Origin of the sequence: Streptococcus sp. k-628 (assembly GCF_013277475.1) — a bacterium.
Classification (GTDB): Bacteria; Bacillota; Bacilli; order Lactobacillales; family Streptococcaceae; genus Streptococcus.
In genome coordinates this window covers 15,859-38,551 of the sequence record NZ_VMMZ01000049.1, presented here as the reverse complement: position 1 = coordinate 38,551, position 22,693 = coordinate 15,859, and the positions used below count along the sequence as shown (strand labels likewise).

At 40.0% G+C, this 22,693-nt stretch carries 20 protein-coding genes, 1 tRNA gene and 1 riboswitch; of the genes, 15 read left to right on the top strand and 6 right to left on the bottom strand.

What is annotated here, in order from left to right; translation table 11 throughout:
* Nucleotides 1-313 precede the first annotated feature (313 nt).
* From adcAII to HT730_RS06990, 3 genes are all read left to right on the top strand, one after another.
* Nucleotides 314-1,231, top strand: a complete 918-nt coding sequence (adcAII, locus tag HT730_RS07000; RefSeq protein WP_173307177.1) for a zinc-binding lipoprotein AdcAII — start codon at nt 314-316, stop codon at nt 1,229-1,231.
* A 7-nt stretch (nt 1,232-1,238) separates the two neighbouring features.
* Nucleotides 1,239-4,331, top strand: a complete 3,093-nt coding sequence (locus HT730_RS06995; protein WP_173307176.1) for a pneumococcal-type histidine triad protein — start codon at nt 1,239-1,241, stop codon at nt 4,329-4,331.
* A 210-nt stretch (nt 4,332-4,541) separates the two neighbouring features.
* On the top strand, nt 4,542-8,060 hold the full coding sequence (locus HT730_RS06990) for a pneumococcal-type histidine triad protein (protein WP_173274481.1): 3,519 nt from the start codon (nt 4,542-4,544) through the stop codon (nt 8,058-8,060).
* A 156-nt stretch (nt 8,061-8,216) separates the two neighbouring features.
* Here HT730_RS06990 and tnpA read toward each other — a convergent pair whose 3' ends face one another.
* Both tnpA and pepT read right to left on the bottom strand, forming a co-directional pair.
* Nucleotides 8,217-8,681, bottom strand: coding sequence for an IS200/IS605 family transposase (gene tnpA, locus HT730_RS06985; protein WP_000057429.1), 465 nt, complete (start codon nt 8,679-8,681; stop codon nt 8,217-8,219).
* Between the two features lie 189 nt (nt 8,682-8,870).
* Nucleotides 8,871-10,094 carry a peptidase T gene (gene pepT / locus HT730_RS06980; RefSeq protein ID WP_173307175.1) on the bottom strand — a complete coding sequence of 408 codons (1,224 nt, stop codon included), beginning with the start codon at nt 10,092-10,094 and terminating at the stop codon, nt 8,871-8,873.
* A 153-nt stretch (nt 10,095-10,247) separates the two neighbouring features.
* On the opposite strand from pepT, the gene hemH reads away from it, so the two are divergent.
* Entirely contained in the window at nt 10,248-11,342 is a 1,095-nt protein-coding gene (gene hemH / locus HT730_RS06975; RefSeq protein WP_173307174.1) for a ferrochelatase, read from the top strand.
* A 41-nt stretch (nt 11,343-11,383) separates the two neighbouring features.
* Here the strand turns inward: hemH and mscL are convergent, their stop codons facing one another.
* Both mscL and HT730_RS06965 read right to left on the bottom strand, forming a co-directional pair.
* Nucleotides 11,384-11,761 carry a large conductance mechanosensitive channel protein MscL gene (gene mscL / locus HT730_RS06970; protein ID WP_000916792.1) on the bottom strand — a complete coding sequence of 126 codons (378 nt, stop codon included), beginning with the start codon at nt 11,759-11,761 and terminating at the stop codon, nt 11,384-11,386.
* An 81-nt stretch (nt 11,762-11,842) separates the two neighbouring features.
* A complete protein-coding gene (locus HT730_RS06965) occupies nt 11,843-12,274 on the bottom strand; it encodes a GtrA family protein (RefSeq protein WP_173307173.1) in 432 nt (143 codons plus the stop codon).
* A gap of 28 nt (nt 12,275-12,302) precedes the next feature.
* A riboswitch (PreQ1 riboswitch) is annotated at nt 12,303-12,399 on the top strand.
* On the opposite strand from HT730_RS06965, the gene HT730_RS06960 reads away from it, so the two are divergent.
* From HT730_RS06960 to dapA, 4 genes are all read left to right on the top strand, one after another.
* Nucleotides 12,397-12,906 (top strand): QueT transporter family protein, encoded by a 510-nt coding sequence (locus HT730_RS06960; RefSeq protein ID WP_173307172.1) that lies wholly within the window; start codon nt 12,397-12,399, stop codon nt 12,904-12,906. (Overlaps the previous riboswitch by 3 nt.)
* Before the next feature lie 99 nt (nt 12,907-13,005).
* Nucleotides 13,006-13,078, top strand: a tRNA-Thr gene (locus HT730_RS06955).
* 353 nt (nt 13,079-13,431) lie between these two features.
* Nucleotides 13,432-14,508, top strand: coding sequence for an aspartate-semialdehyde dehydrogenase (locus HT730_RS06950; RefSeq protein ID WP_000542463.1), 1,077 nt, complete (start codon nt 13,432-13,434; stop codon nt 14,506-14,508).
* A gap of 55 nt (nt 14,509-14,563) precedes the next feature.
* Entirely contained in the window at nt 14,564-15,499 is a 936-nt protein-coding gene (gene dapA, locus HT730_RS06945) for a 4-hydroxy-tetrahydrodipicolinate synthase (RefSeq protein WP_000121606.1), read from the top strand.
* A 45-nt stretch (nt 15,500-15,544) separates the two neighbouring features.
* Here dapA and mnmE read toward each other — a convergent pair whose 3' ends face one another.
* A complete protein-coding gene (gene mnmE / locus HT730_RS06940) occupies nt 15,545-16,918 on the bottom strand; it encodes a tRNA uridine-5-carboxymethylaminomethyl(34) synthesis GTPase MnmE (protein WP_173307171.1) in 1,374 nt (457 codons plus the stop codon).
* A 137-nt stretch (nt 16,919-17,055) separates the two neighbouring features.
* Nucleotides 17,056-17,238, bottom strand: coding sequence for a 4-oxalocrotonate tautomerase (locus HT730_RS06935; RefSeq protein ID WP_001117401.1), 183 nt, complete (start codon nt 17,236-17,238; stop codon nt 17,056-17,058).
* A 123-nt stretch (nt 17,239-17,361) separates the two neighbouring features.
* Here HT730_RS06935 and HT730_RS06930 point away from each other — a divergent pair, with 123 nt between their 5' ends.
* Genes HT730_RS06930 through glyA form a run of 7 tightly spaced genes read left to right on the top strand, consistent with a single transcriptional unit; the run spans nt 17,362 to nt 22,691 of the window.
* Nucleotides 17,362-17,961, top strand: coding sequence for a thymidine kinase (locus HT730_RS06930; protein WP_000068137.1), 600 nt, complete (start codon nt 17,362-17,364; stop codon nt 17,959-17,961).
* Nucleotides 17,951-18,430: a GNAT family N-acetyltransferase gene (locus HT730_RS06925; protein ID WP_033680346.1), complete on the top strand. Its 480-nt coding sequence runs from the start codon at nt 17,951-17,953 to the stop codon at nt 18,428-18,430. Before HT730_RS06930 ends, HT730_RS06925 begins: the two co-directional genes overlap by 11 nt.
* A 9-nt stretch (nt 18,431-18,439) precedes the next feature.
* Nucleotides 18,440-19,519 (top strand): peptide chain release factor 1, encoded by a 1,080-nt coding sequence (gene prfA / locus HT730_RS06920; protein WP_001028819.1) that lies wholly within the window; start codon nt 18,440-18,442, stop codon nt 19,517-19,519.
* The gene (gene prmC, locus HT730_RS06915; RefSeq protein WP_173307170.1) at nt 19,519-20,355 is read left to right on the top strand and encodes a peptide chain release factor N(5)-glutamine methyltransferase; all 837 of its coding nucleotides are present in this window, start codon (nt 19,519-19,521) and stop codon (nt 20,353-20,355) included. Before prfA ends, prmC begins: the two co-directional genes overlap by 1 nt.
* Nucleotides 20,339-20,941 carry an L-threonylcarbamoyladenylate synthase gene (locus HT730_RS06910; protein ID WP_173307169.1) on the top strand — a complete coding sequence of 201 codons (603 nt, stop codon included), beginning with the start codon at nt 20,339-20,341 and terminating at the stop codon, nt 20,939-20,941. Before prmC ends, HT730_RS06910 begins: the two co-directional genes overlap by 17 nt.
* A gap of 1 nt (nt 20,942) precedes the next feature.
* On the top strand, nt 20,943-21,374 hold the full coding sequence (locus HT730_RS06905) for a GNAT family N-acetyltransferase (RefSeq protein ID WP_173307168.1): 432 nt from the start codon (nt 20,943-20,945) through the stop codon (nt 21,372-21,374).
* Nucleotides 21,375-21,434: 60 nt separating this feature from the next.
* The gene (gene glyA, locus HT730_RS06900; RefSeq protein ID WP_173307167.1) at nt 21,435-22,691 is read left to right on the top strand and encodes a serine hydroxymethyltransferase; all 1,257 of its coding nucleotides are present in this window, start codon (nt 21,435-21,437) and stop codon (nt 22,689-22,691) included.
* Nucleotides 22,692-22,693 lie beyond the last annotated feature (2 nt).

The following is a 22,693-nucleotide window of genomic DNA, read 5'->3' as shown; positions in this document are numbered from 1 at the left end:
CAGCTTCGCCTTGTCGTATGTATATGATACTGACTTCGTCAGTTTCATCTACAACCTCAAAAACATGTTTTGAGCTGACTTCGTCAGTTCTATCTGCAACCTCAAAGTCGTGCTTTGAGCAGCCTGCGGCTAGCTTCCTAATTTGCTCTTTGATTTTCATTGAGTATATAAAGTGAGAATCTGTTGAGTTGTTGAAACTCAGCAGATTTTTATATGTGAAAGAAATTTCAAATTTTTTCTAAAAATATCTTGACAGATTAAATTTTTAGGAGTAGAATGTTTACTAGTTAATTAAATGGTTAAGGAGTTGCTCATGAAGAAACAAAATTTATTTTTAGTCTTGTTAAGTGTCTTTCTTTTATTGCTAGGAGCCTGTAGTCAAAAGGAAAGTCAGACAGGAAAGGGGATGAAAATTGTGACCAGTTTTTATCCTATCTACGCTATGGTTAAGGAAGTATCTGGTGACTTGAATGATGTTCGGATGATTCAGTCAAGTAGTGGAATTCACTCCTTTGAACCTTCAGCAAATGACATCGCGGCCATCTATGATGCAGATGTCTTTGTTTACCATTCTCATACGCTCGAATCTTGGGCAGGAAGTTTAGATCCTAATCTAAAAAAATCTAAAGTGAAGGTCTTAGAGGCTTCAGAGGGAATGACTTTAGACCGCGTCCCAGGGCTAGAAGATGTGGAAGCAGGGGATGGTGTTGATGAAAAAACGCTCTATGATCCTCACACTTGGCTAGATCCTGAAAAAGCTGGCGAAGAAGCTCAGATTATCGCTGACAAACTTTCAGAGGTGGATAGTGAGCATAAAGAAATTTACCAGAAAAATGCGCAAGCCTTTATCAAAAAAGCTCAAGAACTAACTAAGAAATTCCAGCCTAAATTTGAAAAAGCGAGTCAGAAAACCTTTGTAACACAACATACAGCCTTTTCTTATCTAGCGAAGAGATTTGGACTTAATCAACTTGGTATTGCAGGTATCTCTCCTGAACAAGAACCAAGTCCAAGACAACTAACAGAAATTCAGGAATTTGTTAAGACCTATAAGGTTAAAACGATTTTTACAGAAAGTAATGCTTCTTCAAAAGTAGCTGAAACTCTTGTCAAATCAACAGGTGTGGGTCTTAAAACTCTGAATCCTTTAGAGGCAGACCCACAAAATGACAAGACCTATTTAGAAAACCTAGAAGAAAATATGAGTGTTCTAGCAGAAGAATTGAAATGAGGAAAGAATGAAAATCAATAAAAAATATGTAGCAGGTTCAGTGGCAGTTCTTGCCCTAAGTGTTTGTTCCTATGAACTTGGTCGTTACCAAGCTGGTCAGGCTAAGAAAGAGTCTAATCGAGTTGCTTATATAGACGGTGATCAGGCTGGTCAAAAGGCAGAAAATTTGACACCAGATGAAGTCAGTAAGAGAGAGGGAATCAACGCCGAACAAATTGTCATCAAGATTACGGATCAAGGTTATGTGACCTCTCATGGAGACCATTATCATTATTATAATGGCAAGGTTCCTTATGATGCCATCATCAGTGAAGAACTGCTGATGAAAGATCCGAATTATCAGTTGAAGGATGCAGACATTGTCAATGAAATCAAGGGTGGCTATGTCATTAAGGTAAACGGGAAATACTATGTTTACCTTAAAGATGCGGCCCATGCGGACAATATTCGGACAAAAGAAGAGATTAAACGTCAGAAGCAGGAACACAGTCATAATCATAATGCAAGCACAGATAATGCTGTTGCTGCAGCCAGAGCCCAAGGACGTTATACAACGGATGATGGGTATATCTTTAATGCCTCTGACATCATCGAAGATACGGGTGATGCCTATATCGTTCCTCATGGCAATCACTTCCATTATATTCCTAAGAGTGACTTGTCTGCCAGTGAATTAGCTGCTGCCCAAGCCTTCCTATCTGGAAAAGGCGGTCAATTAAGTACGGTTGAATATCGTTCTAGCAGGGGAGAAACAAGATCTAGTGTGAGAACGAGTCAATCTGAGACACCTCAAAATCCTGCAACAGATTCTGAAAGTCAAAGTGAGGATTTAGCTAGTCTCCTTCAAGAATTGTACGCTTTGCCACTTAGCCAACGTCATGTGGAGTCTGATGGATTGGTATTTGATCCAGCACAAATTATAAAACGTACTGCAAATGGGGTCGCAGTTCCTCATGGGGATCATTTCCATTTCATTCCGTATTCACAAATGTCTGCTTTGGAAGAAAAATTGGCTCGAAATCTACCAATTGGAGGTCAGCCAGTTCAAAAGCATTCTGATAATACGAAACCAAGCAGTACAGATAAACTAAGTTCAACCATTAAACCAAACTTTAATCTCAATACGCAAGCATCGAATAGATCAACTGGAGGCGCCTATACAACGGATGATGGGTATGTCTTTAGTCCGACAGATGTGATTGAAGATACAGGTGACGCTTTTATTGTACCGCATGGAAATCATTTCCACTATATACCAAAAGGCGCTTTGTCTGCAGGGGAATTAGCTGCAGCCCAAGCTTATTGGAATGGGAAGCAGGGGTCTCGTCCTTCTTCAAGTTTTAGTCATAATGCAAATCCAGCTCAACCAAGCTTGTCAGAGAACCACAATCTAACTGTCACTCCAACTTATCATCAGAATCAAGGGGAAGATATTTCAAGCCTTTTACGTGAATTGTATGCCAAACCTTTGTCAGAACGACATGTGGAATCGGATGGCTTGGTATTCGACCCAGCACAAATAACAGATCGTACAGCAAATGGTGTTGCTGTGCCTCACGGAAATCATTATCACTTTATCCCTTATTCACAAATGTCTGATTTAGAGCAGAAGATTGCAAGAATGATTCTGTTAAAAGGGCAAAATGGTGCAGTCGTGCCAGGAATGCATTATTTGAAACCAGCACCAAAACCGCAAGCTCAACCGTCAACTGAGAAAAAACAAACTAATTTTGCAGTAGAACAGGTTGTTAGAAAAGTTGGAAAAGGATATGTTGTGGAAATTGCTGGTGTCAGTCACTATGTTTTTGCTAAAGACTTGGCTAAGGATAAGATTGATGCTATTGAAAATCTCTTGTCTAAGAAAACTCAAGAGACACATGCTCTAGTTGCTAAAAAAGAAAATGTCGCTTTTCGTGACCGAGAATTTTATGATAAAGCTTACAATCTGTTAACCCAGGCTCATAAAGCCTTGTCTGAAAATAAGGGGCGTGCTGTTGATTTCCAAGCCTTAGACAAATTAGCAGAACGCTTGAATAATGAATCTTCTAATAATAAAGTAAAATTGGTAGATGATTTATTGGCATTCTTAGCACCAATTACTCACCCAGAACGCCTTGGCAAACCAAATGCTCAAATTGCCTATACAAACGATGAAATTAAATTAGCGAAATTAGCAGGTAAATATACAACCTCAGATGGCTACATTTTTGACGAACATGATATTGAAAGTGATGCAGGAAATGCCTACGTCACTCCACACTTGAACCATAGCCACTGGATTAAAAAAGACAGCTTATCTGAAGCTGAAAGGGCAGCAGCTCAGGCTTATGCTAAAGAAAAAGGCTTACAAGCTCCAAATTCTACTGAAGCAAAACCAGAGGCAACAGGGACAGAAGCTATCTATAACCGCGTAAAAGCTGAGAACAAGGTACCATTAGAAAAAATACCAAATCATTTACAGTATACTGTAGCTGTACAGAATGGTTACTTTATCATTCCTCACTTTGATCACTATCATAATCTTAAGTTTGCATGGTTTGACGAAGGACTCTATAAGGCACCTAAGGGTTATAGCCTTGAGGATCTCTTTGCGACTATAAAATACTACGTTGAACATCCGGACCAACGTCCTCATTCAGATAATGGTTGGGGTAATGCTAGCGACCATGTTCGTAAAAATAAGGCAGACCAAGACGGTAAACCTGATGAAAATAAGGAACATGATGAAGTAAGTGAGCCAACTCGCTCTGAATCTGATGAAAAAGAGAATCACGCTGGTTTAAATCCTTCAGCAGATAATCTTTATAAACCGAGCACTGATGAAGACGAGACAGAGGAAGAAGCTGAAGATACTACAGAAGAGCCAGAAGTCCATCAAGTAGAGACTGCAAAAGTAGAAGCTAAACTCAAAGAAGTAGAAGCTTTACTTGATAAAGTAACGGATGCTAATCTGAAAGCTAAGGCAACGGAAAGCCTAGATAGCTTACGAAATAATTTTAGCCTCCAAATCATGGATAATAATGGAATCATGGCAGAAGCAGAAAAATTACTTGCTTTGTTAAAAGGTACTGAGTCAGTTACGACGAAGCCAGAAGCATAAGTTTATCCTATTAAATCGATATAATGTAAGAGTCAGTAGTAATACTGGCTTTTATTTTTTTAAATGATATAAAAATCTTGACAGATAAACTTAAAAAAGGTAAACTATTTACTGGTTAATTAAATGGTTAAATAACCAGTTTAGAAAAAATGTTTAACCGAGAAAAAGAAGTTAAGAAAAAGCTTCATCATTTATTGAAATGAGGGATTTATGAAATTCAGTAAAAAGTATATAGCAGCTGGATCAGCTGTTATCGTATCCTTGAGTCTATGTGCATATGCACTAAACCAGCATCGTTCGCAGGAAAATAAGGACAATAATCGTGTCTCTTATGTGGATGGCAGTCAGTCAAGTCAGAAAAGTGAAAACTTGACACCAGACCAGGTCAGCCAAAAAGAAGGAATTCAGGCTGAGCAAATTGTCATTAAGATTACAGATCAGGGCTATGTAACGTCACACGGTGACCACTATCATTACTATAATGGGAAAGTTCCTTATGATGCCCTTTTTAGTGAAGAACTCTTGATGAAGGATCCAAACTATCAACTTAAAGACGCTGATATTGTCAATGAAGTCAAAGGTGGTTATATCATCAAGGTCGATGGAACATATTATGTCTACCTAAAAGATGCAGCTCATGCTGATAATGTTCGAACTAAGGATGAAATCAATCGTCAAAAACAAGAACATGTCAAAGATAATGAGAAGGTCAGCTCTGATGTTGCTGTAGCAAGGTCTCAGGGACGCTATACGACAGATGATGGTTATGTCTTTAATCCAGCTGATATTATCGAAGATACGGGTGATGCTTATATCGTTCCCCACGGAGGTCACTATCACTACATTCCAAAAAGTGATTTGTCTGCTAGTGAATTAGCAGCAGCAAAAGCTCATCTAGCTGGCAAAAATACGCAACCAAGTCAGCTAAGCTATTCTTCAACAGCTAGTGACAATAACACGCAATCTGTAGCACAAGGCTCAACTAGCAAGCCAGAAAGCAAAGTTGAAAATCTCCAAAGTCTATTGAAAGAACTCTATGATTTACCTAGCGACCAACGTTACAGTGAGTCAGATGGTCTGGTTTTTGACCCTGCTAAGATTATCAGCCGTACGCCAAATGGAGTTGCGATTCCGCATGGCGACCATTATCACTTTATTCCTTATAGCAAACTTTCTGCTTTAGAAGAAAAGATTGCTAGAATGGTGCCTATCGGTGGAACTGATTCTACGGTCTCTACAAATGAAAAACCTCATGAAGTAGCGTCTAGTCCATCTACTTTGAATCATGCCTCATTACTCACAAATAAGCCTATCTCTTCAACATCTGATGGCTATATTTTTAATCCAAAAGATATTGTTGAGGAAACAGCAACAGCTTATATCGTAAGACATGGTGATCATTTCCATTACATTCCTAAGTTGAATCAAATTGGACAACCGACTCTTCCAAGTAATAGTCTAACAACACCTTCGCCATCTCTTCCAATCAATCCAGGAACTTCACATGAGGAACATGAAGAAGATGGTCACGGCTTTGATGCTAATCGTATTATCGCTGAAGATGAATCAGGATTTATCATGACTCATGGTAATCACAATCATTACTTCTTCAAGAAAGATTTGACAGCAGACCAAATTAAGGCAGCGCAAGACCACTTGAAAGGGGCAAATACAGCAACACCAAATCCAGCTCATGATGACGATCACGATGACGATCACGATGAAGATCATCATGGACACCATCATGATGAAGACCATGATCACAGTTTTGATGCCGATCGTGTCATTAGTGAGGATGATCAAGGCTTTGTCATGACTCATGGTAACCACAATCATTACTTCTTCAAGAAGGACTTGACAGCTGATCAAATTAAGGAAGCTCAGGATCATTTGAAAGCACATCATGATGCAGAGCCTGTTCAACCTCTTGCTAAAACAGTAGAGTCTTTCTCAAGAGATGCTAGTGATGAAGAAAAGATTGCTTACATTTCTAAGACCTATGGTGTTCCACTTGAAGCTATTAGAATTTCAAACGGATTCTTTGTCTTTGGAAATCCAGACCAAGCCTACGATCCAACTCATATCCACCCATATGCTGTTCGTAAGGAACATGTTCGACTTCCACTCCAAACTGGCAATACAGAGCTTGATTTCCTAAATGAACTTTATACGACTGCCTTACGTGATGGTGTGTCTCCTTATAGTTTGCAGGTAGAAAATGGTAGTTTTGTGATTCCTCATGGCGACCACAATCACTATATCAAGGTTCAAACGAAGGGATATGAAGTGGCTTTGAAAAACAAGATTCCAGCCCTACAATCCAATTATCAACCTGGAGCCTTTGATGAGAAGGCAGTCTTGGAAAAAGTAGATCAACTTCTAGCTGATAGCAGAAGTATCTATAAAGACAAACCTATCGAACAAAGACAGATTGAGTTAGCTTTAGGTCAGTTTACTGAAAATATGAAGAAACTGGCAACCAACTCTACTGTGGGCTATCTAAAAACACTTGACCTCTTTGATAAACAATACATCCATATTGATGAAAGTGTCAAACCTGTTGAAACAAGTGCTTTAGATAAGAAATATCAATCCTTGATTGATAAAATCAATACACTAGATACAGACTCTTATGGGCTTCCTAAGAAAGACCTTCTCGTTCGACTCCAAGAAGCTAAATTGGCAAAAGATGAGGCTGGTTTAGTAGCGGTTGAATCACAACTTCAAGCCTTGCAAGATTTTAATGACCGAACAGGTGTTACAACTGTGGAATACATCAAGTATTTCTACGAACACGTAAATGACGGTCGTTTGAGTGATGAACTTCGAAATAAAGTAGCTCAGTTGACTTGGACCTTGTATCAATCTCAATCCTTCCTTAAGGCAGCAGAATTGAACAAATTATTCCCAAGCATCTATCAGGCAAAACAAGAAGTAGAAGAGGCTTTGAAAAATCAGCCAGCTTCTACAAAAGTAAATGAAACAGTTTTAGATAAAGAAACAGTTGATAACCAATCTGCTAAGCAAGCGATTTATGAATTTTTGAAAGATCTTTATCCTGATCTTAAAAAAGAAGAGCATGTCAATCATGTTAGCAAGGAAGAAGTAGAAAGTCTTTTGAGCAAGGCAACTCAACTCTTGGAGCAAATCCAAGAAGAAGGAATCAGACAATCCTTGGCAGAAGAAGTAGAAAATCTCAAAGCTGCTACAAACAAGGCTGATGCAGACTTGGATGAAGTAAACAGCCAGGTGAAAGATGTCTTGACTCGTATCGCTAGCGCCCTTCAACAGGAAAAGGAAAATGCTGAGCAAGATCCTCAGACACTTGTACTCTATCAAAAACTCTACGATATTCTCATATCGCTTCACTCTTATTTAGAAAGTAATAATGGATCTGATGCGGACTTTGATAAAGTGGATGCATTACTAGATCAACTTTCTGCTAAGAGTAAAGACAAAGCAGCTTTACTTGAATTGACAAAAGCTATTCTAGTTTTGAATCACCAAATCCAGTCAAAAGCTAGCGCAAGTGAAGAAACAAGTCCAGCAAGAAATGCTGAAGCAAATGGTGATAACACCAGTGCTGAGAACCAACCAAACGCAACTGCAGAATCTAACAGTGAAACTGCTAGCGACGAAAACAAACCGAGCAACGCAAGAGATTCTAAACCTGCTGAACCAGCTTCAGAAAAGGTAACAACAGAATCTACAACAAGTGCTGGAAATTAAGAAAAACCAGCATAATCATAACCACCCGTCAAACGGGTGGTTTGTCTCAGGGATATAAGCCCAAATTACCAGCCAGCGCCTAAAGACGCTGGCTTTCACTTTGTTCAAGCCTCATTGCTCTTGACTCGTCACTTGCCTCTTAAAGAGGCTTTAGTATTACTTACCACTATCCCTAAAGGGATCCTCATATTCTTTTACACTCAATTTATCTAGTGCTATATCATGCTTTTCCTGTTCTTGGATATATTTCTTAATTGTGGCTTCATTAAGCCCTACTGTACTTACATAATAACCTTCTGCCCAGAAATGCCGATTTCCAAACTTGTACTTGAGATTGGCGTGTTTGTCAAACATCATGAGTGCACTTTTTCCTTTTAAATAACCCATGAAACTCGAAACACTTATCCTTGGTGGAATACTTACTAACATGTGTACATGGTCTGGCATTAAGTGACCCTCGATAATTTCAACTCCTTTATAACTACACAAGCGATGAAATATTTCGCCTAAACTACTTCGATATTGATTATAGATAACTTTTCGTCTATACTTAGGGGTGAACACAATGTGATACTTACAATGCCACTTTGTGTGCGATAAACTATGAGCCTTTTGTGCCATATTTTTCTCCTTTCGCTTTACAATTGGCTTGAACACCTTTATTGTATCGCGTTCGGAGTTTTTTTGGTATAACCTTCGACGCGCACCCGCATAGCGGGTGGTTTTTTTGTCTCGCACCTAACGGAGCGAGACGGACTAATAGTCACATAATAAAAAAAAAGACGATGTAGCAAAGCTACCTCGTCCTTTTTAGTCTTTATAAGCAACAATACCGATAATGGTATCAACGGCACGCTCCATGGTTTGGAGACTTACGTACTCAAAACGACCGTGCATATTTTCTCCACCAGCAAAGATATTTGGAGTTGGAATTCCCATGAAGGAAATTTTAGATCCATCAGTGCCTCCACGGATTGGTTCGATTATAGGAGTGATACCCAAATCTTCCATAACGGCTTTGGCAATGGTAATTGGAGTCATATCTTTTTCAATGACTTCTTTCATATTGTAGTACTGGTCTGTCAAGTTTAGGGTGACACGGTCGCTACCAAGTTCTTGATTCATCTTATCTGCGATTGACTGCATAGCTGCTTTACGCGCTTCAAAGGTATCTTTTTCAAAATCGCGAATAATGTAGCTTGCACGCGCCTCCTCGACACTACCTGTCACATCCATAAGATGATAGAAACCTTGGTAACCATCCGTTAACTCAGGTCGGTCATTTTCTGGAAGTTGATTATGAAAATCAATTGCTAGCTGAAGAGCATTTACCATCTGTCCTTTGGCAGTACCAGGGTGGACATTACGGCCTTGGAAATGCAATTCAGCACCAGCTGCTGAGAAAGTTTCGTACTGAAGTTCTCCTAGTGGTCCTCCATCAACAGTGTAGGCAAAATCCACATCAAAATCTTCTGCATCAAATTTATTGGCACCAACACCGATTTCTTCATCTGGACCAAAACCAACACGAATTTCACAGTGCTTGATTTCAGGATGAGCAGTTAGATATTCAATGGCAGTCATAATCTCAGCAATCCCTGACTTGTCATCAGCACCTAGTAAGGTTGTTCCATCGGTTGTAATGAGCGTTTGTCCTGGGTATTTTTCAAGACTCTTGAAGTCAGCTGGATCGAGTTTGAAACCAGAATTCCCTAGTTCAATCACACCACCATCGTAGTTTTCAATCACCTGTGGATTGACTCCTTCAGCATTAAAATCAGCAGTATCCATGTGGGAGATGAAGCCAATTTTTCGTGTTAAAGATGGATCATTGGCTGGTAAGGTACCAATCGCAAAACCATTTGGAAGGTAGTAGACGTTTTGCAGTCCAACACGTTTCATTTCAGGAATAAGAACATTTGTAGCAAAATCTACCTGACTCTGCGTACTTGGAGTAGTAGTAGAGTGTTCATCAGAGCGCGTGTTGACCTTAACGTAGGTCAAGAAGCGGTCCAAGAGATTTGGATAAGTCATAAAAAACTCCTTTTGAATTCATTTTTTCCATTGTATCATAGAAAGAAGAGAAAAACAAAAGACAGAAGTTAGGGCAATCTGCTATGTTAGCGTTTACTTATCAGTGGATTCATGATAAAATAAACTTGATAAAAACATCACAAGGAAGCGATTATGAAAAAAGCAATTTTAATGATGACCTTTGGTTCACCAGAAGAGATTACCTTTGAAGGTGTAGCTGATTTTTTCACAAATATTCGTCGTGGAGTGAGACCTCAAGACCATGAGATTCAAACTCTTTATGATAATTATGTGCGAATTGGAGGTACTCCTCTGCAAAAAATTACCCGTGAAGAGGTTGCCTTGGTAGAAGCTAGGCTGGGGAATGAATATAGTGTCTATTTTGCCAATAAATTTTCCAGACCTTTTATTACAGATGTGATTGGTCAGATGGAAGCAGACGGCATTGAACAGTGTATTTGCTTGATTTTGGAGCCCCATTATTCTTTCTACTCTATCATGGGTTATGAGAAATTTTTAGAAAGCAAGCAAATTCAATTTTTGGTCATTAAGGACTGGTATCAGGAAGAAGCGCTCTTAAACTATTGGGCAGATGAAATTGCTAAGATTTTAAAGGAAGAAGTAAAGCAGGATAGCTTTAAAGTCATCTTTTCTGCCCATAGTGTGCCTATTTTTGCCTTGGACTTTGGTGATCCTTATATCGACCAAATTTTTGAAAATAGCAAGTTAGTCGCTGAAAAACTGGGTTTGAGTTCCGAGCAATATACCAATACTTGGCAGAGTGAAAGTGATATCGGAATTCCATGGATTAAGCCAGATGTTTTGGAATATCTCAGAGAACAGACAGAACATCCAGACCATTATATTTTTGTTCCTATCAGCTTCATTAGCGAGCATATTGAAGTTTTATTTGATAATGATGTGGAATGTTATGACTTGTGTCAGGAATTGGGTGTTACCTACCATCGTCCACCAATGCCCAATACGGATTCTCGTTTGATTGATGCCTTGGTTAATACAGTCAGAGCTAATGAACATCAAGAATTTAAGGAATTTCTCCCAGAAGAAGAAACCTTTGATGAGTTAGTTCCTTCAGATGAGACGAAAAATATTTTGGCTGAATCTGAAGATTTACAAATGCCGGAATTTGTGAAAAAACTGATTGAGAAAAAAGGTCGGGAAAATGTCAAGATGCCTTATCTTATCAAGAAGATGCTAGAAAAAGCAGGCAAGTTACCCAAAGAGTAAAGAAAAAAGGATTTAGCTTTGCGCTAGATCCTTTTAATAGCTTATTTTTTCTCAAGAAGAGCTTTGATTTCTTGAAGGACTTCCAATTCGGTTGGTTTTTTTTCGTCAGTTTTTTCTTCCTTTATGCCAGTCAGTTTCTGTGCTTTTTCAATACCCTTGATAATAAAGAAGAGGGCGGTACCGACAAAGATAAAATTGATAATAGCACTTAAAAAGTTACCATAGCCGACTCCATGCCAAGAAAGTTGAGCGATACGTTCGACTTTAGCAGCTTTCAAAGCGGGATTTAAAATAAGAGGAGTGATAATGTCGTTTACAAGTGAAGTAACGATAGCACCAAAAGCAGAGGCAATGACAACACCGACAGCAAGGTCAATAACATTTCCTCGAAGCAAGAATGATTTTAGATTTTTTAACATACTGTTTTCCTTTCAACGTTTCGTGTTTCATTGTATCCTAAATCATTATAGAAGGCAATTAAAAGGCTCATAAATGGAGCATTATTTTCTAAAAATATAGACCTTGCTCAAGATATAATTGATGATAATAATGAGTATTTGTGCAATTATTGTTTCAATAGCATTTATCTTATCAAGATTTTCATTTACGAATTGACCTATGATGTGAGGAAACTGAGTCACAAACAGAAAAGTAAAGAGCAAATCTAACAGAAAAGTAGAAAGGCGGGCAAGAAAAAATTTCACTAAACGGATAAGTCGATTCTTCTTTTTTTGCTTAAACACGATCGTATCATTTGTGATAAAGGCAAATAGGATACCAATAATATTTGCTAGGGCAGTAGCAAGGAGTTCCTGATGACTTAGTTGATAAATGACTAGTCGTGAGAGAATCGAAACTAGAGTTGTAGCAAGGCCAAAAAAGAGATAGGCTAAGATTTCATTGTTAAGAAATTTTTGAATACAAATTTTCATGCTTTAAGTATAGCATAAAGCAGGCTATTGTGCTATACTAGTAAGGTTGAATAAAGCAACCCTTGGTGCTTAGCTTCTTTCACCAAGCATATTACACGCGGGCAACCGCCAAAGGAGAAAAGATGAAAAAATTAACTATTCGTGATGTTGCAGATATTGCAATCGTCGCTGCTATCTACGTCGTTTTGACTGTCACACCGCCTCTAAATGCCATCAGCTATGGTGCTTATCAGTTTCGTATTTCAGAAATGATGAACTTTATGGCTTTTTACAATCCTAAGTACATCATCGGAGTTACCATCGGTTGTATGATTGCTAATTTCTTTAGCTTCGGACTGCTAGATGTCTTTGTTGGTGGTGGATCAACCTTGGTATTCCTCAGTTTAGGTGTTTGGCTTTTTGCAAAATACAGCAAGGATTACCTCTTTAACGGATTGATTCGAAAAGATCATTTCTTCTTTTCAATCCTCTTTTCAATTTCCATGTTTACTATCGCTGCAGAGTTAAATATTGTAGCAGAATTACCATTCTTCCTTACTTGGTTTACAACAGGGATCGGTGAATTTGCCTCATTGATTATTGGAGCGATTATTATTGATAAAATTGGTCGTCGAATCGATTTAAGCAAATAGAAGAAGACAAGCTAGGTAGCCTTTACCTGGCTTTTTCTTATAGAAAATTTCTAAGGAAACTTGACAAGTTTTTCTGATTATAGTATACTTCTTAAGTAAGCTGATTTAGCTCAGTTGGCAGAGCGCATCCATGGTAAGGATGAGGTCGCCGGTTCAATCCCGGCAATTAGCATGATAGAAACAAAATGACCTTGGGAGATCAAGGTTTTTCTTATCGACCTGTATAAATGAAGTTAAGGCGTTTTGGCTGTTGACAAAAGTCATTCTCTTTAGTAGAATAGAAGATGCGATGAGTCGATAGGTAGTCTTCGGACTACTATTGAGCATAAGGAGGTCATAACGCAGGAGCGGACCTTGATGAGTTGTGTGAACCTGCTCATCACATGAAGATGCCTCTTAGTCCCTGGTCTAGCGACTGGGGATTTTATTTTCCAAAAAATAATGAAAAAGCTTTGCAATTCATGAAAAAAGTAGTATAATACATCTATTATAGAAATTTTTAGAAAATTCCGAAAGAGGTTATTTATGGGATATACAGTTGCTGTAGTCGGCGCGACAGGTGCTGTCGGAGCTCAGATGATAAAAATGTTGGAAGAATCAACACTTCCAATCGATAAAATTCGTTTACTTGCTTCTGCACGTTCAGCGGGCAAGACTTTGAAATTTAAAGACCAAGATATTACGATTGAAGAAACGACTGAAACAGCTTTTGAAGGAGTTGATATTGCTCTCTTTTCAGCAGGTGGTTCTACATCAGCTAAGTATGCACCATACGCAGTTAAAGCTGGAGCGGTAGTAGTAGATAATACATCTTACTTCCGTCAAAATCCAGATGTTCCTTTGGTTGTTCCAGAGGTCAATGCTCATGCACTTGATGCCCACAACGGGATTATTGCTTGCCCTAACTGTTCAACAATCCAAATGATGGTAGCTCTTGAGCCAGTTCGCCAAAAATGGGGCTTGGACCGTATCATTGTTTCAACTTACCAAGCCGTTTCAGGTGCTGGTATGGGAGCAATTCTTGAGACACAACGTGAACTTCGTGAAGTCTTGAATGATGGTGTAAACCCACGTGATTTGCATGCGGAAATCTTGCCTTCAGGTGGGGACAAGAAACACTATCCTATCGCCTTTAACGCTCTTCCACAAATTGATGTTTTCACTGACAATGATTACACTTACGAAGAGATGAAGATGACTAAGGAAACTAAGAAAATCATGGAAGATGATAGCATCGCGGTGTCTGCAACATGTGTGCGCATTCCAGTCTTGTCAGCTCACTCTGAGTCTGTTTACATCGAAACAAAAGAAGTGGCTCCAATTGAAGAAGTAAAAGCAGCTATCGCAGCCTTCCCAGGTGCTGTTCTTGAGGATGATGTAGCTCATCAAATTTATCCTCAAGCTATCAATGCAGTGGGTTCACGTGATACCTTTGTTGGTCGTATCCGTAAAGACTTGGATGCTGAAAAAGGAATCCACATGTGGGTTGTTTCAGACAACCTGCTCAAAGGTGCTGCTTGGAACTCAGTTCAGATTGCAGAAACTCTTCACGAACGTGGCTTGGTTCGTCCAACAGCTGAATTGAAATTTGAATTAAAATAGTCATATCGTTTAGGAGTTCAGATGAACTCCTTCTTTGAAATTGAGAGGTGTTTTCATGTCTTATCAAGATTTAAAAGAGTGTAAAATCATCACAGCCTTTATTACCCCCTTTCACGAGGATGGTTCCATCAACTTTGATGCTATTCCAGCCTTGATTGAACATTTATTGGCCCATCATACGGATGGAATTCTTCTTGCAGGAACGACGGCTGAGAGTCCAACTTTGACCCACGATGAGGAGTTGGAACTCTTTGCGGCTGTACAAAAGATTGTCAATGGACGTGTCCCTTTGATTGCGGGTGTGGGTACCAATGATACGCGTGACTCTATTGAGTTTGTCAAAGAAGTAGCGGAATTTGGCGGTTTTGCTGCTGGGCTTGCTATTGTTCCTTACTACAACAAACCTTCTCAAGAAGGAATGTATCAGCATTTTAAAGCCATTGCAGATGCTTCTGACCTACCAATTATTATCTATAACATTCCAGGTCGTGTAGTTGTCGAATTGACTCCAGAAACCATGCTTCGCTTGGCTGACCATCCAAATATCATTGGTGTTAAGGAATGTACCAGTCTTGCCAATATGGCTTACTTGATTGAGCATAAGCCAGAAGAGTTCTTGATTTATACAGGTGAGGATGGAGATGCCTTCCATGCCATGAATCTTGGTGCTGACGGGGTTATTTCTGTTGCATCCCATACAAATGGGGATGAAATGCACGAGATGTTTACTGCCATTGCAGAAAGCGATATGAAAAAAGCAGCGGCTATTCAGCGCAAGTTCATTCCTAAGGTCAATGCCCTCTTCTCTTATCCAAGTCCTGCTCCAGTTAAGGCAGTTCTCAACTATATGGGATTTGAAGCTGGTCCAACTCGTCTACCTCTTGTTCCAGCACCAGAAGAAGATGCCAAACGCATTATCAAGGTTGTCGTAGATGGCGACTACGAAGCAACTAAGGCAACTGTAACAGGGGTCTTAAGACCAGATTACTAATAAAGACAATAAAATCCATGACCGCAAGAACGATCATGGATTTTCCTATTTTCCTAAACAGAATTGGCTAAAGAGTTGGGTAATGAGTTCATCAGGAGCAGCATCCCCAGTGATTTCTCCGAGGATTTCCCAAGTACGAGTCAAGTCAACTTGAAGCAAGTCAACTGGCATACCTAGTTCCAGTCCTTCATTAACAGCTTGCAAACTTTCAACAGCCTTCTCAATCAAGGAAATATGACGGGCGTTGGACAAGTAGGTTGCATCTTGCTCGACTAGACCAGCATTTGCAAAGAAGAGGTCATTAATGCGTTCTTCAATCTTATCAATGTTTTGGTTTTTAAGGACTGAAATGCGGATGACATCTTCTGGAAGTTCAGAAGTTTCAATCGTTTCAGGAAGGTCGGTTTTATTAAGAAGAATAATACGGTTTGTATCTTGGCTAATCTTAAGAAGTTGTCGGTCTTGGGCGGTTAAGGGTTCGCTAGCGTTTAGCACCAGTAGAACCAAGTCGGCTTCCTTGAGGGCTTTTTTCGAACGCTCGACACCGATTTGTTCCACAATGTCATCTGTTTCACGAATACCGGCCGTGTCAATCAATTTGAGAGGAACACCGTTGATGTTGACGTATTCTTCAATGACATCTCGAGTAGTACCAGCAATATCTGTAACGATAGCCTTGTCCTCACGCAAGAGGTTGTTGAGAAGGCTGGATTTTCCAACGTTAGGACGGCCGATGATAGCAGTGGAAATTCCTTCACGGAGGATTTTGCCACGACGGGCTGTTCTAAGGAGATTAGTTAGCAATTGCTCAAACTCCATAGTCTTTTCCCGGACAACAGCAGTAGTCGCTTCCTCAACATCGTCATACTCAGGATAGTCGATATTGACCTCAACTTGGGCAAGTGTATTGAGGATTTCTTGACGGGTATTATTGATAAGATCAGAAAGGGAACCATCAAGTTGTTTGACCGCAATGTTCATGGCCTTGTCTGTCTTAGCACGGATGATATCCATAACGGCTTCAGCCTGAGTCAAGTCAACACGTCCATTTAGGAAGGCACGTTTGGTAAATTCACCAGGTTCAGCCAATCGAGCTCCTTCACGGATAGCTAGTTGGAGAATCTCATTGGTCACGGCAATCCCACCGTGGGTGTTAATCTCGATAATATCCTCACGAGTGAAGGTCTTTGGAGACTTCATAGCTCCAACCATAACCTCGTCCATGACTTTACCAGTCTGAGGGTCAACGATGTGACCGTAGTTAAGGGTATGGCTAGCAACCTGACTTAAGTCTTTCCCTTTGAAAATCTTTTGCGCAATAGCAAAACTTTCTGTTCCGCTCAGGCGGACAATACCAATAGCCCCTTCACCTAGTGGAGTAGAGATAGCAGCGATGGTATCAAATTCACGTGTAATCATAATATTTCCTTTAATTAATAGCTCTTTTCTTGGAAAATTCTCCAAGTCTCTTTTCAAATTGTAACAAATTTGGACTATTTCTTCAATGGATGCTACTTGGAGATTGAAAAAGCCTAAGCAATTCTGCTTAAGCTAGCTTATTTGGTGCGCATTTCCCCTTGTGGGAAATAAGTTCCTTCTGGCATGTCGTTGATGATGACATGGACAGCAGATTGAGGGGCTCCAGTGTTGCGAACAACAGCTTCTGTTACTTCCTTAGCAAGAGCTTTCTTTTGCTCGAGCGTGCGTCCTTCAAATAAATCGATGCGTACAAATGGCATAATAGCTTCCTCCACTAGTTTTTGATTTCTTCTAGTTTACCACATTTTGCCGTTTAAAGCTTAAGAAAATTATGATATACTAGAATGTAGCAAAAATTTAGAAATGGACGTGAAGCAAGAAACATGGCACAGTTGTATTATCGTTATGGGACCATGAACTCTGGTAAGACGATTGAGATTCTCAAGGTGGCCTATAACTATGAGGAGCAAGGAAAAGGTGTTGTGATTATGACCTCGGCTCTGGATACGCGTGACGGTGTTGGCTATGTGTCGAGTCGAATTGGCATGAAACGCCCTGCCCTTGCGATTGAGGAGACGACGGATATCTTTGGATTTATCCGTGATTTACCAGAAACACCTTACTGTGTGTTGGTTGATGAGGCTCAGTTTCTCAAGCGTCACCATGTTTACGACTTAGCTCGTGTTGTTGATGAGTTAGATATACCCGTCATGGCTTTTGGTTTAAAAAATGACTTTCGTAATGAACTGTTCGAAGGCTCCAAATATCTCTTGCTTTTAGCAGATAAAATTGACGAAATTAAGACCATCTGTCAGTATTGTAAGAAAAAGGCGACCATGGTTTTGCGAACACAGGATGGACTGCCTGTTTACGATGGTGAGCAGATCCAGATTGGTGGAAATGAAACCTATATCTCGGTTTGCCGTAAACATTATTTTGCCCCAATGATAACCTCTAACAAGGAGCAAAACTATGACAATTGAACTAAGAGATGTTACAATGGAAAATTATTTTGATGTTTTGAATTTGGATGTTAAGGAATATCAAAAACAATTCATTGCAACCAATGCAATTAGTTTAGCTGAAGCATACGTCTACACTAAAAATGGAGATTTTGTAGCTCCATTGGCAGTTTATGATAATGATGCAATTATAGGTTTTGTGATGATAGCTTATGATAAAAAGATCGGAATTAGTAGTGGAAATTATTTACTATTTCGGTTTATGATTGATAAGAATTTTCAAAATCAAGGATATTTTAAACCAATTATGGATAAAGTACTAGACTACGTTCGAACAGCGCCAGCAGGTTTAAGCAATAAACTTTGGTTGTCTTATGAACCAGAAAACGAACATGCAAGATATTGTTACCTCAGTTATGGATTTAAAGAAACTGGGGAAATATCCGAGAACGAAGTAGTAGCAATCTATGATTTAACAATTGAGAAATAAGGAGAAAAAATGAACATCTATGATCAACTACAAGCTGTAGAAGACCGTTATGAAGAACTAGGAGAATTGCTCAGTGACCCAGATGTGGTTTCGGACACCAAGCGTTTCATGGAGCTCTCAAAAGAAGAAGCTTCAACTCGTGATACCGTAACAGCCTACCGTGAGTACAAACAAGTCCTTCAAAACATCGTTGACGCTGAAGAGATGATTAAGGAATCAAGCGGAGATGCGGACTTGGAAGAAATGGCCAAGCAAGAGCTCAAAGATGCCAAGGCTGAAAAAGAAGAATACGAAGAAAAACTCAAAATTTTGCTCCTTCCAAAGGATCCAAATGATGACAAGAATATTATCCTTGAAATCCGTGGAGCAGCTGGAGGAGACGAAGCAGCACTTTTCGCTGGAGATCTTTTAACCATGTACCAAAAGTATGCGGAAGCCCAAGGCTGGCGCTTTGAAGTCATGGAGGCTTCTATGAACGGTGTCGGCGGTTTCAAAGAAGTGGTTGCCATGGTTTCAGGTCAGTCAGTTTACTCTAAACTCAAGTACGAATCAGGTGCCCACCGTGTGCAACGTGTTCCTGTGACAGAAAGTCAAGGCCGTGTTCATACTTCGACAGCGACAGTTCTTGTTATGCCAGAAGTTGAAGAAGTTGAATACGACATTGATCCCAAAGACCTTCGTGTCGACATCTACCACGCCTCTGGTGCTGGTGGACAGAACGTCAATAAGGTTGCGACTGCCGTTCGTATCGTTCACTTACCAACCAATATCAAGGTTGAGATGCAGGAAGAACGTACCCAGCAGAAAAACCGTGAGAAAGCCATGAAAATCATCCGTGCGCGTGTTGCTGACCACTTTGCTCAGATTGCACAAGACGAACAAGACGCTGAACGTAAGTCAACGATTGGTACTGGGGACCGTTCAGAACGAATCCGTACTTATAATTTCCCACAAAACCGTGTCACGGACCACCGTATCGGCTTGACTCTCCAAAAACTAGATACCATTTTGTCTGGTAAATTGGACGAAGTTGTGGATGCCTTGGTGCTCTATGACCAAACACAAAAATTAGAAGAATTAAATAAATAATGAAATTAGCTCAATTATTTTCAGATTTTGAAGAAGAATTGATAAGACAAGGAGAGGAAGCTGAAAGCCTCTCTTTTGTCTATCGTAGCCTGAAAAATCTATCTTTTACGGACTTTGTTTTTGCCCTCCAGCAGGAAGTGACGGAAGAGGAAGAAGTATTTGTAAAAGAAATTTTCCAACAGTTAGCAGCCCATAAACCGGCACAGTACATCATTGGACAGGCAGATTTTTATGGAATGCAGCTAAAAGTGGATGAACGAGTTTTGATTCCCCGTCCAGAAACAGAGGAGTTGGTTGAGCTTATCCTGGCTGAAAATCCTCTGAAAAATCTTAAGATCCTAGATATCGGGACTGGAAGTGGAGCTATAGCTCTTGCACTCGCTAAAAATAGACCAGACTGGTCAGTGACCGCAACAGATATTTCTCAAGAGGCTTTAGATTTAGCTAGCGAAAATGCTAAAAATCAAAATCTTCAAATATTTTTAAAAAAATCTGATTGTTTTACAGAAATTTCTGAAAAATATGATATAATTGTTTCCAATCCACCCTATATCTCTCGTGAAGATGAGTCAGAGGTCGGCTTGAATGTCTTGCATTCGGAGCCTCATCTAGCTCTCTTTGCAGACGAGGATGGCCTAGCTATTTACCGTAGAATTACGGAAGATGCAAAAGACTATCTCAAAGATGGTGGTAAGATTTACCTTGAAATTGGATACAAGCAAGGTCAAAGTGTTCCTGAACTTTTTAGGAAACATCTTCCTGAACAGCGAGTTCGAACGCTCAAGGACCAATTTGGTCAAGATAGGATGGTCGTGGTTGATGATGGACAGGATTAGACAAGAGTTAGAAAAGGGTGGGGCGGTTGTTCTTCCTACAGAGACAGTTTACGGTCTCTTTGCCAAGGCTCTAGACGAAAAAGCAGTTGACCATGTTTACCAACTTAAACGTCGTCCAAGAGACAAGGCGCTTAACCTCAATATCGCCTCTCTAGAGGACATCTTGCACTTTTCTATGAATCAGCCAACTTATCTACAAAAACTTGTAGAGACCTTTTTACCAGGTCCCTTGACCATTATCCTTGAAGCCAATGACCGAGTTCCCTATTGGGTCAATTCTGGCCTCGCGACTGTTGGATTTCGGATGCCCAGTCATCCGATTACCCTTGATTTGATCCGAGAGACAGGTCCCTTGATTGGGCCGTCTGCCAATATTTCAGGTCAGGCAAGTGGAGTAACCTTTGAACAAATTCTGAAGGATTTTGACCAAGAGGTTCTGGGTCTAGAAGACGATGCTTTTCTAACTGGACAGGATTCAACTATTTTGGATTTGTCTGGAGACAAGGTGAAAATCTTACGCCAAGGGGCCATTAAGCGAGACGATATTCTTGCTCAGTTGCCAGAGATTTCTTTCGAGGAGGCATGAAATGCTAAGAAATTTAAGAGAAACTGATGTGAAAGCAATATGTGAGATCAACCAAGATGCTTTGGGCTATTCTTTTAGTCCAGAGGAAACGGCTAGTCAATTAGCTAGACTATCTCAGGATTCACATCATTTCCTACTTGCTTATGAGGATACAGCTAGTCATGCCTTGCTTGGATATGTCCACGCTGAGGTCTATGAATCACTTTATTCTAAAGCAGGATTTAATATTTTAGCTTTAGCAGTTTCACCTCAAGCGCAAGGTCAAGGTATTGGTAAAAGTTTACTACAAGGGTTGGAACAAGAAGCAAAAAGACGTGGTTATGGGTTTATCCGCTTAAACTCTGCCGATCATCGTCTGGGTGCTCATGCATTTTATGAAAAAGTTGGTTATACTTGCGATAAAGTGCAGAAACGGTTTATTCGCATCTTTTAGTTTATTTTCTTATTGTAAAATCAAACTAATGGACTAGTCACACAATAAAGGAGAAGACCTATGATTTTTGACAAAGATGATTTTAAAGTATACGATGCTGATCTCTGGAATGCTATTGCCAAAGAAGAAGAACGACAACAAAACAACATTGAGTTGATTGCTTCGGAAAACGTAGTTTCCAAGGCTGTTATGGCAGCTCAAGGGTCTATCTTGACGAATAAATACGCCGAAGGTTACCCAGGACGCCGTTATTATGGTGGAACGGATGTGGTAGACGTGGTAGAGACTCTAGCCATTGAACGCGCAAAAGAAATTTTCGGTGCTAAATTCGCCAATGTCCAACCCCACTCAGGAAGCCAAGCCAACTGTGCAGCTTACATGGCCTTGATTGAGCCTGGCGATACGGTTATGGGAATGGATTTGGCTGCAGGTGGTCACTTGACTCATGGGGCTCCTGTTAGCTTCTCTGGTCAAACCTACAACTTTGTTTCTTATAGTGTGGATCCTGAAACGGAATTCTTAGATTTTGATGCTATCTTGAAACAAGCTCAAGAAGTCAAACCAAAACTGATTGTAGCTGGTGCTTCAGCCTATTCTCAAATTATCGACTTTTCAAAATTCCGTGAAATTGCGGATGCTGTGGGTGCGAAGCTCATGGTAGACATGGCCCATATCGCTGGTTTGGTTGCTGCTGGTCTTCACCCAAGTCCAGTACCATACGCTCATATCACTACAACAACGACCCACAAAACCCTTCGTGGACCTCGTGGTGGTTTGATTTTGACCAATGATGAAGACTTAGCTAAGAAAATCAATTCAGCTATTTTCCCAGGTATTCAGGGTGGTCCTTTGGAGCATGTTGTGGCAGCTAAAGCTGTTTCTTTCAAAGAAGTTTTGGATCCAGCCTTCAAGGAATATGCTGCCAATGTTATCAGGAACAGCAAGACTATGGCAGATGTCTTTTTGCAAGACCCTGATTTTCGTATCATTTCTGGAGGGACTGAAAACCATCTCTTCCTAGTGGATGTGACTAAGGTTGTAGAAAACGGCAAAGTTGCTCAAAACTTGCTGGATGAAGTCAATATTACCCTAAATAAAAACTCAATTCCTTACGAAAGCTTGTCACCATTCAAGACAAGTGGGATTCGTATCGGAGCAGCAGCCATTACTGCACGTGGATTTGGTGAAGAAGAAAGTCGCAAAGTGGCTGAACTTATCATTAAAACCCTTAAAAATGCAGAAAATGAGGCTGTCTTAGAAGAAGTGAGAAGTGCAGTCAAAGAATTGACAGATGCCTTCCCATTATACGAGGACTAAAA